Raw genomic sequence first — 14,925 nt, forward strand, 5'->3', positions numbered from 1 at the left:
GGATCTGGCCTCTTTGCGATGGAAGCACGGAGCTGAGTGGATCGGGTGCGGTCATTTTTCTTGACCATGAAGCGTAAAATACCCGCCGATTTCCATTGGAACGCGGCGCCGGGTCGGGGGATGCATTTTTGATGGCCGAAGGGCTGGTTGTGCCACTGGCGAAAGAAGAGGTTGCGGTGATCGGCCATGACCGGCGCGCGTCCTTCGCGTTTCCAGGCCTGCTGTTGGCAATCGGCGCATTGGCCTGCGCGATTGCGTCTCTGCTCGTTCTTCTCGGGCTAACGCCGATCAAGCCGGAAACCAATATCATCATCGGTTCGGCTGCGATCAATGCGCTGTTTGTGATCGGGCTGCTTTTCCTGATCGGCCGCGAGATTCTGCGCCTGTTGAAAGCCCGCAGCCGAGGCAGGGCCGCGGCAAGGCTGCATGTGCGCATCGTCGCGCTGTTCTCGATTGTCGCGATCACGCCGGCCATCCTGGTGGCGATCTTCGCCAGCATCACCCTGGATGTCGGCCTTGATCGCTGGTTCTCGCTGCGCACGCAGTCGATTGTCAGTTCCTCGCTTGATGTGGCGCAAGCCTATGTGCTGGAAAATGCCAGCTATCTCCAGGGTCAGACGGTCTCGATGGCCAATGATCTGGAGCGCAACCGCCAGCTCTACAGCCTCGACCGGACAGGTTTCATCGATTTGATGACGCGGCAGGCTCTTGGGCGCGGCATGCTCGGCGCCTTCCTGGTGCGGGGGGACGGCTCGCCCATCCTTCAGGCGAACATTCCGACCGAGCGGCCGCTGCCGGCTATTCCGAAGGACGCGCTGCTCAGCACCGTTTCCGGACAGCCGACCCTCATTCCGCCGGGGGTGACCAATCTCGTCGGTGCGATCATCCCGATCGACAATATTGAAGGTGCCTATCTCTATACCGTGCGCAGCGTCGACCCGAAGGTGATGCGCTCGATGCGGTTGATGGAAGAAAACACAGCCGAATACAAGAATCTTGAATCTGGCCGCACATCGCTGCAGGTAGCGTTCGGGGTACTCTATCTCGGTTTCGCGTTGATCGTTCTTTTGGCCGCGATCTGGACCGCGATCGCTGTCGCCGACCGGATCGTCCGGCCGATCCGCTTGCTCATCGGGGCGGCCGACAGTGTGGCGACAGGCAATTTGAACGTCGTCGTGCCCGTGCACGCGGTGGATGGCGACGTCGGCAGTCTGTCGCGCACCTTCAACAAGATGATCGCCGAAATCCGCACGCAGCGGGACCAGATCCTTGAAGCGAAGGACGAGATGGACGACCGGCGGCGGTTCATCGAGGCTGTGCTTTCCGGGGTGACGGCTGCCGTGATCGGCGTCGAGGACGACCGGCGCATCACCATTGCCAATCCGTCATCGGAGCATTTCCTGTCGCGCACGACGCTGGAACTCGTCGGCGAAAGGCTCGCCGACGTGGCGCCCGAAATCGAACAGGTGCTGAATGAAGCCGCCAGCCGCCACCGCAACGACTACCGCAAGCAGATCAATATCATGCGCGGCGGCACCGAGCGGACGCTGAATGTCCAGGTGACGCGCGAGGAATCGCACGATGCCAAGGATTCCTATGTCATCACCGTGGACGACATTACCGACCTTGTGATCGCGCAACGCTCGACTGCCTGGGCGGATGTCGCCCGCCGCATCGCCCATGAGATCAAGAACCCGTTGACACCGATCCAGCTGTCGGCCGAGCGCCTCAAGCGCCGCTATGGCAAGCAGATCAACCAGGACGACCGGGCGGTGTTCGACCAGTGTACCGACACGATCGTTCGCCAGGTCGAGGATATCGGCCGGATGGTCGATGAATTCTCCGGTTTTGCGCGCATGCCGAAACCGACAAAGGAACAAGCCGATCTGCGAAACATCCTCAAGGATGCGATCTTCCTGCGCGAGATGGGCAACACCCATGTGACCTTCATCCGCGATCTCGGCGAGGACCCGCTCGACGGCACCTTCGACAGCCGCATGCTTGGCCAGGCTTTTGGCAACATCATCAAGAACGCCGTCGAGGCGATCGAAGCCTTGCCGGCGGATGCCGTTCGCGGTGATCGCAAGGTGATGGTGCGGTCACGCGTGAATGAAACGAGCGGCCAATTCGTTGTCGATATCATCGACAACGGCAAGGGGCTGCCGACCGAAAATCGCCATCGCATTCTCGAGCCCTATATGACGATGCGGGAAAAGGGCACCGGCCTTGGCCTCGCGATCGTCAAGAAGATCATCGAGGATCACGGCGGACAATTGGAACTGCATGACGCGCCCGCCGATTTCGATCGCGGGCAGGGCGCCATGATTCGCATTCTATTGCCGCCGGCCGGACAAAGCGGCGGCAACGAAGAGAGACAGGATAAGGATACTTCCCATGGCGGCTGACATTCTGGTTGTGGACGACGAGGAGGACATTCGCGAGATCGTCTCCGGCATTCTGTCCGACGAGGGCCACGAAACACGCACCGCATTCGACAGCGACAGCGCGCTTGCCGCGATCAGCGACCGCGTGCCGCGGCTGGTTTTTCTCGATATCTGGATGCAGGGCAGCCGGCTTGATGGCCTGGCGCTGCTCGACGAGGTCAAGAGCCGCTATCCGGATCTGCCCGTCGTGATGATTTCGGGACATGGCAATATCGAGACGGCTGTTTCCGCCATCCGCCGTGGCGCCTACGACTTCATCGAAAAACCGTTCAAGGCCGACCGGCTGATTCTCATCGCCGAGCGTGCGCTGGAAAACTCCAAGCTGAAAAAGGAAGTCACCGAGCTGAAGAAGCGCTCCGGCGATCCCGTCGAACTGATCGGCACCTCTGTTGCCGTCTCGCAGTTGCGCCAGACCATCGAGAAGGTTGCGCCGACCAACAGCCGTATCATGATCCACGGACCATCCGGCTCCGGCAAGGAACTGGTCGCGCGAATGATCCACCGCAAGTCTTCGCGCGCCGGCGGTCCTTTCGTGGCGCTGAATGCTGCTGCGATCACGCCGGATCGCATGGAAATGGCGCTCTTCGGCACGGAAGGAACCCCTGGCCAATCGCGCAAGACCGGCGCGCTCGAAGAGGCGCATGGCGGCATTCTCTATCTTGATGAAGTCGGCGAGATGCCGCGCGAGACGCAGAACAAGATCCTGCGCGTGCTGGTCGATCAGCAGTTCGAGCGGGTCGGCGGCTCCAAACGCGTCAAGGTCGATGTCCGCATCATTTCCTCGACGGCCTACAATCTCGAAAGTCAGATCGCCGAAGGCGCCTTCCGCGAGGATCTCTATCACCGTCTGGCCGTCATTCCGGTGCGTGTACCGGCGCTGGCCGAACGGCGTGAGGATATTCCGTTCCTGGTCGATATGTTCATGCGCCAGATCAGCGAACAGGCGGGTATCCGCACCCGCAAGATCGGCGATGATGCGTTGGCCGTGCTTCAATCGCATGACTGGCCGGGCAATATCCGCCAGTTGCGCAACAATATCGAGCGCCTGATGATCCTTGCCCGCAGCGACGGTCCGGACACGGCGATTTCGGCCGATATGCTGCCGAGCGAGGTGGGCGACAGCCTGCCGAAGATTTCCACGCAAGGGGATCATCACATCATGACGCTTCCGTTGCGTGAAGCGCGTGAAATGTTCGAAAGGGATTACCTGATCGCCCAGATCAACCGTTTCGGCGGCAATATTTCGCGCACGGCGGAGTTTGTCGGCATGGAGCGCTCGGCCCTGCACCGGAAGCTGAAATCGCTCGGCGTCTGAAATCGCATCCTACTGTCTGGGACGGGTCATCCATGTCGCGTATTGCCTATGTCAACGGCGCCTACCGGCGCCACACCGAGGCCGGTGTTCATATCGAGGATCGGGGCTTCCAGTTCGCTGACGGCGTCTACGAAGTCTGCGAGGTCCGCCACGGTTTCATCGTCGATCTGACGCGCCATCTCGACCGACTCGACCGGTCACTGCGCGAGCTTCGCATCGCATGGCCGATGGCGCGGGCGGCACTTGTCGTCGTCATTCGGGAAGTCTTGCGGAGGAACGGCGTACGCAATGGCTTGTTCTACCTGCAGGTCACACGCGGCGCGGCACGCCGGGATCACGTCTTTCCGACAGCAGGGGTGCCGTCGACGGTTGTCGTCACTGCCAAGCGAACCGATGCTTCTGGGATTGCAAGGAAGAATGCCGATGGCATTCGCGCCATCACCGTTCCCGAGAACCGCTGGGACCGGGTCGACATCAAGTCCGTCGGGCTGTTGCCGAATGTACTGGCCCGGCAAGCCGCCAAGGAGGAGGGCGCCCAGGAGGCGATTTTCGTCGATGCCGACGGCACGGTGAAGGAAGGGGCGGCGACCAATGTCTGGATCGTCGACAAGGAAGGCAGGCTGCGGACGCGTCATGCCGATCACGGCATCCTGCGCGGCATCACCCGCACGACGCTTTCGGACGTCACGGCTGCGATCGGGCTGGAGATAGTCGAGCAGGCCTTTTCCGTCGAAGAGATGCTTGAGGCGCGGGAAGTCTTCATCACCGCTGCCACCAGCATCTGTTTTCCGGTGGTCGTTGTTAACGGTAAAACCATCGCCAATGGCCATCCCGGCAGCGTGTCACAGAAAATTCGCGAAGCCTTTTTCGACATTGCGGAAAAGACCGCGATTTGATACCAAATCCGGGGGGACGCTTTAAAGACGGGTTTTTTCAGCGTTCGGGCTATTCAGATCGTATAATCAACCGGTTAAATCGGACCGGACAATAAGAAAGAAGCGGCGCTATGGCGGAACGTTCTCAGAACTTGCAGGATCTTTTTCTCAACACCGTCCGCAAGCAGAAGATATCTTTGACGATATTTCTTATCAATGGTGTGAAATTGACCGGCGTTGTCACGTCTTTTGACAACTTTTGTGTGCTTTTGCGGCGTGACGGGCATTCCCAGCTCGTATACAAGCACGCCATCTCGACAATCATGCCGGGCCAGCCGATGCAGATGTTCGAGAGCGAAGAATCCGCATCCTGACGGGATACAAGACACATTACCAAACGTGATACAAAATCGGCGTCGATCATCCCGGAGCTTGAAAAGCTGCGCGATGACATGCGTGCCGTCGTCATCGTCCCGGTCCTGAAAAAGACCGGCAGGCAGAATGCGGAATTGATTGCCGCCACTTCGACGCGCAGCGACGAAAGCCGGCTGGAAGAGACGATCGGGCTTGCGCTCGCCATCGATCTCGAAGTCGTCCATGGCATGATCGTGCCCGTCGCTCAGCCGAAGCCGGGCACGCTGCTCGGTAGCGGCAAGATCGAGGAGATCGGCCATCTGCTCAGCGAGCACAATGCCGGCCTCGTCATCATCGATCATCCGCTGACGCCCGTACAGCAGCGTAACCTCGAAAAGGAATGGAACTGCAAGGTCATCGACCGGACCGGTCTCATCCTGGAAATCTTCGGCCGCCGCGCCTCGACCAAGGAAGGCACGCTGCAGGTCGATCTTGCCCATTTGAACTACCAGAAGGGCCGACTGGTCCGCAGCTGGACCCACCTCGAGCGCCAGCGCGGTGGTGCGGGCTTCATGGGTGGTCCCGGCGAAACCCAGATCGAGGCCGACCGCCGGCTGCTGCAGGAAAAGATCGTCAAGCTGGAGAAAGAGCTGGAGCAGGTCCGCCGCACACGCCAGCTTCATCGCGCCAAGCGCAAGAAGGTGCCGCATCCGATCGTCGCCCTCGTCGGCTATACCAATGCCGGAAAATCGACGCTGTTCAACCGCATCACCGGCGCCGGCGTGCTGGCCGAGGACATGCTGTTTGCCACGCTCGACCCGACGCTGCGCCGCATGAAGCTGCCGCATGGGCGCATGGTCATGCTGTCCGATACCGTCGGTTTCATCTCCGACCTGCCAACCCATCTGGTCGCCGCTTTCCGCGCCACGCTGGAAGAGGTTCTCGAAGCTGACCTGATCCTGCATGTTCGCGATCTCGCTGATCCCGACAATCAGGTGCAGGCGCAGGACGTGCTGCGCATCCTCACCGATCTCGGTATCGACGAGAAGGCGCGCTCCGAGCGTATCATCGAGATCTGGAACAAGATCGATCTGCTGGATGAAGAGGCGCATGACAGCCTCGTTCAGAAGGCGGAAAACAGCGAAAACACCGTCGCGGTTTCGGCTGTGACAGGCGAGGGCGTCGACCATCTTCTCGATGAGATCAACAAGCGACTGTCCGGCGTGCTGATGGAATGCAATGTCGTCCTGCCAGCCGACAAGCTGCAGCTGCTGTCATGGGTGTATGAACACACCATGGTGGACGGCCGGGAAGACATGGAGGACGGCTCCGTCAGCCTCGATCTGCGCATGACGCCAAGCGAATCGGAAGAGCTGGAGCGCAGGTTGGGCAACGGCCCGAGGGCGGCTGCGCAGGACTGGTAGCTGGATAGCTAACGTTGGGTGATGCCTTTCGGACTAGTCATCAAACCCACCGCCGTCATGCTCGGGCCTGTCCCGAGCATCTCTAACAGTCTGATTCTAAACGCTGGAAGATCCTCGGCACAAGGCCGAGGATGACGGCGCGCCGTAGCGTACCTTACGTTACGTCAGTTGCCGCTCGATCGCCTTCGCTGCCTGCCACAACCCTTCCATCCGCTCCAGTGTCGCCCCTTCAAGCGTTTCGCCTCCAGCCTCCAACTCCGTCTCGATATGACCGAATCGCCGCCGAAACTTCGTGTTCGTGCCGCGCAGTGCCATTTCCGGATCAGCGCCGACATGCCGGCCGATATTGACGACGGCGAAGATCAGGTCGCCGAGTTCGTCGGCCACCTTGGCCTTGTCGTTTGAGGCCAGCGCTTCGCGCAATTCGGCGATCTCTTCCTCGATCTTGTCGAGGATCGGCTCCGGCGAAGACCAGTCGAAGCCGACCTTGGCGGCGCGTTCCTGGAGCTTCAGTGCTTCGACTAGGGCCGGGAAACTGCGCTGGACGGAGCCAAGATGGCCCTTGTCGGCATCTTCCGGCAGACCACGCAGCGCACGCCGTTCAAGGCGTTCGGCTTTTTCAGCCTGCTTGATCTCGCTCCATTGCAGCTTGACCGCTTCGGGCGTATCGGCATCGGAGCGGGCAAAGACATGCGGATGACGGCGGATCATCTTTCGCGTGATCGCCTCGACGACATCACCGAAAGCGAAGTCGCCAGCTTCCTCGGCCATGCGGGCGTGAAAAACCACCTGCAGCAACAGGTCGCCCAGCTCATCGCAGAGATCATCCATGTCACCGCGCTCGATCGCGTCGGCCACCTCGTAGGCTTCTTCCAGCGTATAGGGCTTGATGGTCTCGAAGGTCTGGACGATGTCCCAGGGGCAGCCGGTTTCCGGCTGGCGCAGGGCTTCCATGATGTCGAGCAGGCGGGTGATGTCCTTGGAGGGTTGCATGGGGCTCAATTCAGCGGAATGGTATTGTCGTCCTTGCCTGACTGATAGGCATCGGACAGCGACTGGTATTTTGCACGGATACGCTGGTCCTGCGCCCGAAGTGCCGGTTTTGCGGCCTCGTCGGATGTCGCCACCAGATCGGCGATCGATGACGACCGCCAGAAGGCGTTGGTCTTGGCATAGCCGCCGGGATCGAGCCGGAAAACCTCTTTCAGGATCTTCAGGTCGTGCGGGATGGCAAAGGCGTCGCGCGAATCCTCGTGGCTGAAGAAATAGTAGAAATTGTCGAAACCGGCCCAGGTGATGGCCGACAGGCACATCGAGCAGGGCTCGTGGGTGGAGAGAAAGATCAGGTCCTTCGTGTCCGGCTTTTCAGCGCGTTCATAAAAACGCTTCAGCGTGTGCACTTCGCCGTGCCAGAGAGGGTTTTCGGTCTCGTTGTTGGTTTCGGCGATGACCAGAGACAGGTCCGATTTGCGCAGGATCGCCGCTCCGAAGACCTTGTTTCCGGCAGCCACGCCCTTTTCCGTCAGCGGCAGAACATCGGTTTCGATGACGGTCAGCAGACGCTCTGCAAGTTCGGAATTCTTCATCAGGTCACGGCTCCGGGAAAGGATAATGACGGCATTTAACGGATATGGGCGGGAATAGGCAATGCCGGATGATCGTACCGACGGACTGTGGCAGCTGCGCCATGGCCGGTGAGATTTGCTCAATTTATGCTGAAGTCGAGCAAAAGAATATCCGGCTGCAAAGGCATCGGAATTTCTGTTTCTTCAATTTTCGTTGTATAAAAGCGATATTCCCCAGAACCTGTAACAGGATCAGATTCCCACGTCATGACCGACCAGCTGACCGTCTTTCCGGCCTTCTTCCGCGTTGCGCAGAAATGCGTGGCGGTTTTCGGCAATGGCGACGAGGCCTTTGCCAAGGTCAGGCTGCTCTTGAACACGCAGGCCCGGATCGTCGCCTATGCGGATGAGCCGGAAGACGATTTTGCGGCTTTCCTGTCTGCCAATGCCATCGAGACCGTCAAGGAGCCTTTTGACGCGCGCCAGGTCGATGGTGCAACGCTGGTATTCGCCGCGACGGGCGATGCGGCGCAGGATCGTCTGATTGTGGCTGCAGCGCGTGAGCAAAGAATTCCCGCCAATGCGGTCGATCAGCCTGAATTCTGCGATTTCCTGACGCCGGCGCTGGTCAATCGCGCGCCGGTCGCAGTCGCCATCGGCACCGAAGGCGCTGGCCCCGTACTCGCGCAGATGATCCGCGCCCAGATCGATCAGCTCCTCTCTCCATCGCTTGGGGCGCTGGCGTCTCTGGCGCAGGCCTATCGCGATACCGCCGACCGGCTGTTGCCGCGTGGCGTATCCCGCCGTGTTTTCTGGCGCCGTTTCTTCTCCGGCCCCGTCGCCGATCAGGTCGCGCTTGGTAATGTTGCCGAAGCCCGGCGCGAGGCGTCGCGGCTGTTGCGCGCCGTCGATCGTGTCCCCGGCCATGTCTGGCTGGTTGGCGCCGGTCCGGGTGCCGAGGATCTTTTGACATTGCGCGCCCAGCGCGTGATGATGGAAGCCGATGTGATCGTTTACGACGCGCTGGTGCCGCAGGCGATCGTCGATATGGGCCGCCGCGATGCCGAACGCCTGTCGGTCGGCAAGCGCAAGGGCTGCCATTCGAAATCGCAGGACGAGATCAACCAGCTTTTGGTGCGCCTTGGCCAGGACGGCAAGCGCGTGGTGCGCCTGAAGTCCGGCGATCCGCTGGTCTATGGCCGTGCCGGCGAAGAGATGGCCGCGCTGCGCGAGGCCGGTGTGACCTACGAGATCGTGCCGGGCATCACCTCCGCTTTTGCCGCTGCCGCCGATTTCGAACTGCCGCTGACGCTGCGCGGCGTTGCCTCGTCGCTGATCTTTACCACCGGCCACGACCTGACCGGCGACGTCCTGCCGGATTGGGCGCGTCTTGCCATTTCCGGCGCGACCATTGCCGTCTATATGGGCCGCACTGTAGCCGCCTCCGTGGCCGCCCGCCTGATGGAAGCCGGGTTGCCGGCCGAAACCACAGTTGCCGTGGTGGAAAATGCCAGCCGTGCCGAGCGCAAGCTTCTGCACGGCACGCTCAAGGATTTGCCGGATCTGCAATATCGCGACGAACTGGATGGTCCGGTGATGGTGATCATCGGCGACGCCGTTGCCGGCGCGAATTTCGAGCGCTCCGAACCGCTCGTCAAGGGCAGGACAATTGGCGCCGTGACCGTGGTGGAAGCCGCGGACGCGCTGCGCAAACAGACTGATGAAGTGAGGAACTGACATGGCCGACAAGGTATTGACCGCAAACCGCCTGTCCGACGGCATTTCCGTCTGGCTCGATGCTTCCGGCAATTGGGTGGAATCGTTGCAGGACGCGTTTGTCGCTCGCCACGCCGAAGCGGTAACCGCCCTTGAAGCAACCGGAAAAGCCGCCTTTGCGGATAATAAGGTGGTTGACGTCAATGTCATAGACATTGAAGAAGTGTCGGGCGTCCTGCGTCCGCTGCGTTTGCGCGAGCGTGTTCGCGCCGAGGGCCCGACGATCGATTATGCGCCGGGATACAAGGGCCTGACCGGCCCCGTGCAGGCCGCTTAAGGAAAAGAAGACCGATGTACCGTTACGACGAATTCGACCATGCCTTCGTTGCCGACCGCGTCGCGCAGTTCCGCGACCAGGTAACCCGCCGCCTGTCGGGCGAGCTTGCCGAGGATGCCTTCAAGCCGCTCAGGCTGATGAACGGCGTCTATCTGCAGCTTCACGCCTATATGCTGCGTGTTGCCATTCCCTATGGCACGCTGAACAGCAACCAGATGCGCATGCTCGCCCATATCGCCCGCAAATACGATCGCGGCTATGGCCATTTCACCACGCGGCAGAACATCCAGTACAACTGGCCGAAGCTGTCCGAAACGCCGGATATCCTGGCTGATCTTGCCTCCGTCGAGATGCATGCGATCCAGACGTCGGGCAACTGTATCCGCAACGTCACGGCCGATCATTTTGCCGGTGCCGCTGCCGATGAAGTCGCCGATCCGCGTCCTTACGCCGAAATCCTGCGCCAGTGGTCGTCCGTTCACCCGGAATTCTCCTTCCTGCCGCGCAAGTTCAAGATCGCCGTCACCGGTGCCGAGCGCGACCGTGCGGCCATCCAGGTGCACGATATCGGCCTGCACCTGAAGAAGAACGACAAGGGCGAGATCGGCTTTGCCGTCTATGTCGGCGGCGGGCAGGGGCGCACGCCAATGATCGCCAAGAAGATCCGCGACTTCCTGCCGGAAGAGGATCTCCTGTCCTACACCACCGCCATCATGCGCGTTTACAATCTTCATGGCCGCCGCGACAACAAGTACAAGGCGCGTATCAAGATCCTCGTGCACGAAACAGGCGCCGAGGAACTGGCGCGTCAGGTCGAGGTCGAGTTTGCCGAACTGAAGAATACGGAGCTGAAGCTGCCGGAATCAGACATTCAGGCGATCACCACCTATTTCGCCCTGCCGCCGCTTGCCGAACGGCCGGAAGGCTGGGCCAATCTGGCCGGGTGGAAGAAGGCCGATCCGGATTTTGCCCGCTGGGTGCAGCAGAATGTGCAGCCGCACAAGCATCCCGACTACGGCATGGTGACGGTGTCGCTTAAGCCGATCGGCGGTATTCCGGGCGATGCCAGCGATAGCCAGATGGATGCGATCGCCGATCTCGCCGAAGAATATGCCTTCGACGAAATCCGCATCAGCCACGAGCAGAACATCATCCTGCCGCATGTGGCGCTGGCGGATCTGGAAGCGCTCTATCGCGGTCTCGTCTCGATCGGTCTGGCAACGGCTAATGCCGGCCTGATCACGGATATCATTGCCTGTCCCGGCTTGGACTATTGCGCGCTCGCCAATGCACGCTCGATCCCGCTGGCGCAGGAAATCTCCACCCGTTTCGGCAATCCGGACCGGCAGGCCGAGATCGGCGAGTTGAAGATCAAGATTTCCGGCTGCATCAATGCCTGCGGCCACCACCATGTCGGCCATATCGGCCTTCTGGGCGTGGAAAAGAAGGGCGCCGAACTCTACCAGATCACGCTTGGCGGATCGGGCGACGAGAACACCTCGATCGGCGAGATCATCGGCCGCGGCTTCGAGCCGGAGAAGGTCACCGACGCCATCGAGACGATCGTCAATACCTATCTGTCCCTGCGCAAGGATGCCTCCGAGATTTTCCTCGATGCTTATCGCCGCGTCGGACCACAGCCATTCAAGGATGCCCTTTACGGCAGCAATGCCCAGGCAGCGGCCTGAAAGGCGAGGACAAAGAGATGACGAAAATCTGGAAAGAAACCGGCTTCGTGACGGACGATCCCTGGGTCGTCGAAAACGAGGAAACCAAGGCCGGTTCGAATGAAAAGGCCATTCTCGGCCTCGATGCTTTCATCGAGAAGGCATCGTCCGGCGACAGCGGGCTCGGCGTGCTGATCAATCCGGCCGACGACGTGACGCGGCTGCAGCCGTTTATCGAGCAGGTGTCGCTGGTTGCTGTGGCGTTCCCGGCCTTCAATGACGGTCGCGCGTTCAGCCATGCGTCGCTGCTCAGGGCCCGCCTCGGCTATGCCAAGGAAATCCGTGCCGTCGGCGACGTGCTGATCGACCAGGTGCCGCTGATGCTGCGTTGTGGCATCGACAGCTTCGCCGTCAGCAATGAAACGGCGCTTCGCCGGCTGTCAGAGGGGCGGCTGCCGGGTATCGACAATCACTACCAGCCGACAGCCAGACCGTCGGCGGATGCGAAATCCTACAGCTGGCGGCGGGTCTCCTGATGGCCGCGACACACTGAAGCACGCATCAATCTGCAAAAGGCGCTATAATTGGAACGGAATTGCTTCCAAAGCTGCGCCTTTTGGAATATCCGCTGATACCTGAAAGAATTAGTCATCATTACAGGACCTGACGCCGCGATGAATGCTCCTGCCAAGATCGAAGAATTTGCCGTAACCGTACCCGCCGGCGTGTTCGCCGAAACGGTGACGAAGGTCACGCATTATACGGACCGGCTGTTCAGCTTCCGCATGACGCGCCCGACCGAGTTCCGCTTCCGCTCGGGGGAGTTTGCGATGATCGGCCTGATGGTCGACGGCAAGCCGATCTATCGCGCCTATTCGATCGCAAGCCCGGCCTGGGACGACGAACTCGAATTCTTCTCGATCAAGGTGCCGGATGGCCCGTTGACCTCGCACCTGCAGGGCATCCAGCCCGGCGACCAGGTGCTGATGCGCAAGAAGCCGACCGGCACGCTGGTACTCGACGCGCTGACGCCCGGCAAGCGCCTCTACATGTTTTCGACCGGAACCGGTATCGCGCCGTTCGCGAGCCTGATCCGCGATCCGGAAACCTTCGAGAAATTCGAGGAAGTCATCCTCACTCACACGACCCGAGATGTCGCCGAACTGAAATATGGCTTCGACCTGATCGAGGAAATTCGCAACCACGAATTCCTGGCCGAACTCGTCGGCGACAAGCTGCGCCACTATGCGACGGTGACCCGCGAGGACTATCCCTTCAAGGGGCGCATCACCAACCTGATGCGCGACGGCAAGTTCTTCTCCGACCTCGGCCTGCCGGCCTTCGATCCGGCCATCGATCGCGGCATGATCTGCGGCTCGACGGAGATGCTGAAGGAAACCAAGGAAATTCTCGAAGCGGCCGGCCTGAATGAAGGCTCCAACAACAAGCCGGGCGAATTCGTCATCGAGCGTGCGTTCGTCGGGTGAAGCTTATATCGACCCAAATTGCAAAAGGCGGCCCGTGGGTCGCCTTTTTTGTTTCCGAAAACCCGAGGGGCAGGGCGGGTTATCGCTCACCCAGATAGTCCATCAGGTTCTCCATCGCTTTTCCAGCGGCTTTCGCATCGGCCTGATGGATGGCGCGGATGACCTTGACGTGCAGATCGACCGAGCGGTCCATGCGCTGCGTCGAGGCGGCGCTGAACCAGAGCCGGCGGGCATGGGTTTGCAACGGTGCGAGTGTCGATGTCAGGAAGGCATTGGGGCAGGCGGCCTCCATGATTTCGTCGAAGGCCTTGTCGGCGGCGAGAAAGCCTTCCATGTCGGCATTGATCGAGCAGGCCATCATCGTCTGGGCGCACTCGATCATCATTGCCCGAGCATCGGCATCGGCATGTTCGGCGACAAGCGCGGCGGCAAGCGGCTCCAGCTTGCGCCGCACCTGCATGACGTGAAGGTGGTCGTCCGGCTTGATCAGCGTGATCTGCAGGCCGACGCGGGCGCGCACCGCGATCAGCCCCTGCCACGCCAGTTTCTGGATGGCTTCGCGCACAGGCGTGCGTCCATGCCCGGCGAGATCAATCAGCTGCTTTTCCGTAACGAGAGAGCCGGGTTTCAGCTTCAGCGTGACGATGAGGCTCTCCAGCGCCAAATAGGCCAGATGCGCCTGCGATGATGATCCTGCCATGCATTTTTTCCTGCCTCTGATATATCACACATTGACACAGTCGAAAATGAATGGCAAGAACGCTGATATATCACAACGAAGGAGGCTCCCATGTGGCGCGGCGTATTTCCGGCAGTAACAACGAAATTCACGGTTGAAGGCGATCTCGACAAAGCCGAGATGGAGCGCTGCTACGCTCTCCAGTTCGAGGCCGGCGTTGACGGCATGATCGTCTGCGGCTCGCTCGGCGAGGCCATGGCGCTCGATCCGGAGGAGAAGATCGAGATCCTGAAGATCGCCAAGTCGGTCGCCGGCAACAAGCCGGTTTTGATGACGGTCTGCGAAAGCGCTACGCGTCGCGGTGAAGCTGCCGCGAAGGCCGCTGCCAAGGCCGGTGCCGATGGTTTCATGGTTCTGCCGGGCGTGCCCTACAAGTCCGCACCGGCCGAAACGCTGGGCCATGTCCAGGCGATCGCCGCCGCCGGCGGGCTGCCGATCATGGTCTACAACAACCCTGTGGCGTATGGCGTCGATGTGACCTTGTCGATGTTCGATGAACTGGCGAAGAACGACCTCGTCGTCGCCATGAAGGAATCGACCGACGACATCCGCCGCGTCACCGATGTCCTGACGCATTTCGGCAACCGTTTCGATTGCTTCACCGGCGTCGACAATCTGGCGCTGGAAAGCCTGCTGATGGGCGCGGATGGCTGGGTGGCCGGTCTCGTCGTTGCCTTTCCGAAGGAAACCGTGGCGATCTGGAAGCTGGTCCAGGCCGGCCGTCTCGACGAGGCCCGCGCCATCTACCGCTGGTTCCGTCCGCTGCTCGATCTCGACGTCTCGACCAACCTTGTCCAGAACATCAAGCTGGCGGAGGTCTTTGCGATCGACACCAACGACCGTGTTCGCGCGCCACGCCTGCCGCTGTCCGGCTCCGAGCGCCAGCGCGTGACCGCGATCATCGAGAAGGCTCTTGCTGCCCGGCCGGAATTGCCGAAGTTCTGAGGACGCGAATATCACAGTGATAGACAAAGGCCGGCTTCCTCGGAGCCGGCCTTTCGG

At 60.6% G+C, this 14,925-nt stretch carries 14 protein-coding genes; 11 read left to right on the plus strand and 3 right to left on the minus strand.

From position 1 onward, the window contains the following. Positions 1–131 precede the first annotated feature (131 nt). The 5 genes from J2Z75_RS00620 (at position 132) to hflX (ending at position 6,412) form a co-directional block, all read left to right on the plus strand. Entirely contained in the window at positions 132–2,405 is a 2,274-nt protein-coding gene (locus J2Z75_RS00620; protein WP_209846226.1) for a sensor histidine kinase NtrY-like, read from the plus strand. Further along, entirely contained in the window at positions 2,395–3,759 is a 1,365-nt protein-coding gene (ntrX, locus tag J2Z75_RS00625) for a nitrogen assimilation response regulator NtrX (protein ID WP_209846228.1), read from the plus strand. The genes J2Z75_RS00620 and ntrX overlap by 11 nt, the downstream gene beginning before the upstream one ends. A gap of 32 nt (positions 3,760–3,791) precedes the next feature. Continuing rightward, positions 3,792–4,655, plus strand: a complete 864-nt coding sequence (locus J2Z75_RS00630; protein WP_209846233.1) for a D-amino-acid transaminase — start codon at positions 3,792–3,794, stop codon at positions 4,653–4,655. Between the two features lie 110 nt (positions 4,656–4,765). Beyond that, the gene (gene hfq / locus J2Z75_RS00635; protein ID WP_018325164.1) at positions 4,766–5,008 is read left to right on the plus strand and encodes an RNA chaperone Hfq; all 243 of its coding nucleotides are present in this window, start codon (positions 4,766–4,768) and stop codon (positions 5,006–5,008) included. Between the two features lie 78 nt (positions 5,009–5,086). Further along, a complete protein-coding gene (hflX, locus tag J2Z75_RS00640; protein ID WP_234937076.1) occupies positions 5,087–6,412 on the plus strand; it encodes a GTPase HflX in 1,326 nt (441 codons plus the stop codon). Positions 6,413–6,571: 159 nt separating this feature from the next. Here the strand turns inward: hflX and mazG are convergent, their stop codons facing one another. After that, entirely contained in the window at positions 6,572–7,405 is an 834-nt protein-coding gene (gene mazG, locus J2Z75_RS00645) for a nucleoside triphosphate pyrophosphohydrolase (protein ID WP_209846236.1), read from the minus strand. A 5-nt stretch (positions 7,406–7,410) separates the two neighbouring features. Then, positions 7,411–7,998 (minus strand): nucleoside deaminase, encoded by a 588-nt coding sequence (locus J2Z75_RS00650; RefSeq protein ID WP_209846239.1) that lies wholly within the window; start codon positions 7,996–7,998, stop codon positions 7,411–7,413. Positions 7,999–8,244: 246 nt separating this feature from the next. On the opposite strand from J2Z75_RS00650, the gene cysG reads away from it, so the two are divergent. From cysG to J2Z75_RS00675, 5 genes are all read left to right on the plus strand, one after another. Continuing rightward, on the plus strand, positions 8,245–9,714 hold the full coding sequence (gene cysG / locus J2Z75_RS00655; protein ID WP_209846242.1) for a siroheme synthase CysG: 1,470 nt from the start codon (positions 8,245–8,247) through the stop codon (positions 9,712–9,714). 1 nt (position 9,715) lies between these two features. Continuing rightward, complete coding sequence (locus tag J2Z75_RS00660; protein ID WP_209846245.1) at positions 9,716–10,030, plus strand: DUF2849 domain-containing protein; 315 nt, start codon at positions 9,716–9,718, stop codon at positions 10,028–10,030. Positions 10,031–10,044: 14 nt separating this feature from the next. Then, positions 10,045–11,718 (plus strand): nitrite/sulfite reductase, encoded by a 1,674-nt coding sequence (locus tag J2Z75_RS00665; RefSeq protein ID WP_209846247.1) that lies wholly within the window; start codon positions 10,045–10,047, stop codon positions 11,716–11,718. A 17-nt stretch (positions 11,719–11,735) separates the two neighbouring features. Further along, positions 11,736–12,233 carry a DUF934 domain-containing protein gene (locus J2Z75_RS00670; protein WP_209846249.1) on the plus strand — a complete coding sequence of 166 codons (498 nt, stop codon included), beginning with the start codon at positions 11,736–11,738 and terminating at the stop codon, positions 12,231–12,233. Between the two features lie 138 nt (positions 12,234–12,371). Further along, positions 12,372–13,184, plus strand: coding sequence for a ferredoxin--NADP reductase (locus J2Z75_RS00675; RefSeq protein ID WP_209846251.1), 813 nt, complete (start codon positions 12,372–12,374; stop codon positions 13,182–13,184). Positions 13,185–13,263: 79 nt separating this feature from the next. Here the strand turns inward: J2Z75_RS00675 and J2Z75_RS00680 are convergent, their stop codons facing one another. Next, entirely contained in the window at positions 13,264–13,884 is a 621-nt protein-coding gene (locus J2Z75_RS00680) for a GntR family transcriptional regulator (protein WP_209846254.1), read from the minus strand. 90 nt (positions 13,885–13,974) lie between these two features. On the opposite strand from J2Z75_RS00680, the gene J2Z75_RS00685 reads away from it, so the two are divergent. Then, entirely contained in the window at positions 13,975–14,868 is an 894-nt protein-coding gene (locus tag J2Z75_RS00685; protein ID WP_209846257.1) for a dihydrodipicolinate synthase family protein, read from the plus strand. Positions 14,869–14,925: the final 57 nt, after the last annotated feature.

Source organism: Rhizobium herbae (assembly GCF_017873135.1).
In the GTDB taxonomy this organism is placed as follows: Bacteria; Pseudomonadota; Alphaproteobacteria; order Rhizobiales; family Rhizobiaceae; genus Pararhizobium; species Pararhizobium herbae.

Excerpts from the sequence above, each read along its gene's own strand:
- J2Z75_RS00620 (WP_209846226.1), top strand. The coding sequence starts at position 132 with ATGGCCGAAGGGCTGGTTGTGCCACTGGCGAAAGAAGAGGTTGCGGTG.
- ntrX (WP_209846228.1), top strand. The coding sequence starts at position 2,395 with ATGGCGGCTGACATTCTGGTTGTGGACGACGAGGAGGACATTCGCGAG.
- J2Z75_RS00630 (WP_209846233.1), top strand. The coding sequence starts at position 3,792 with ATGTCGCGTATTGCCTATGTCAACGGCGCCTACCGGCGCCACACCGAG.
- hfq (WP_018325164.1), top strand. The coding sequence starts at position 4,766 with ATGGCGGAACGTTCTCAGAACTTGCAGGATCTTTTTCTCAACACCGTC.
- hflX (WP_234937076.1), top strand. The coding sequence starts at position 5,087 with ATGCGTGCCGTCGTCATCGTCCCGGTCCTGAAAAAGACCGGCAGGCAG.
- mazG (WP_209846236.1), bottom strand. The coding sequence starts at position 7,405 with ATGCAACCCTCCAAGGACATCACCCGCCTGCTCGACATCATGGAAGCC.
- J2Z75_RS00650 (WP_209846239.1), bottom strand. The coding sequence starts at position 7,998 with ATGAAGAATTCCGAACTTGCAGAGCGTCTGCTGACCGTCATCGAAACC.
- cysG (WP_209846242.1), top strand. The coding sequence starts at position 8,245 with ATGACCGACCAGCTGACCGTCTTTCCGGCCTTCTTCCGCGTTGCGCAG.
- J2Z75_RS00660 (WP_209846245.1), top strand. The coding sequence starts at position 9,716 with ATGGCCGACAAGGTATTGACCGCAAACCGCCTGTCCGACGGCATTTCC.
- J2Z75_RS00665 (WP_209846247.1), top strand. The coding sequence starts at position 10,045 with ATGTACCGTTACGACGAATTCGACCATGCCTTCGTTGCCGACCGCGTC.
- J2Z75_RS00670 (WP_209846249.1), top strand. The coding sequence starts at position 11,736 with ATGACGAAAATCTGGAAAGAAACCGGCTTCGTGACGGACGATCCCTGG.
- J2Z75_RS00675 (WP_209846251.1), top strand. The coding sequence starts at position 12,372 with ATGAATGCTCCTGCCAAGATCGAAGAATTTGCCGTAACCGTACCCGCC.
- J2Z75_RS00680 (WP_209846254.1), bottom strand. The coding sequence starts at position 13,884 with ATGGCAGGATCATCATCGCAGGCGCATCTGGCCTATTTGGCGCTGGAG.
- J2Z75_RS00685 (WP_209846257.1), top strand. The coding sequence starts at position 13,975 with ATGTGGCGCGGCGTATTTCCGGCAGTAACAACGAAATTCACGGTTGAA.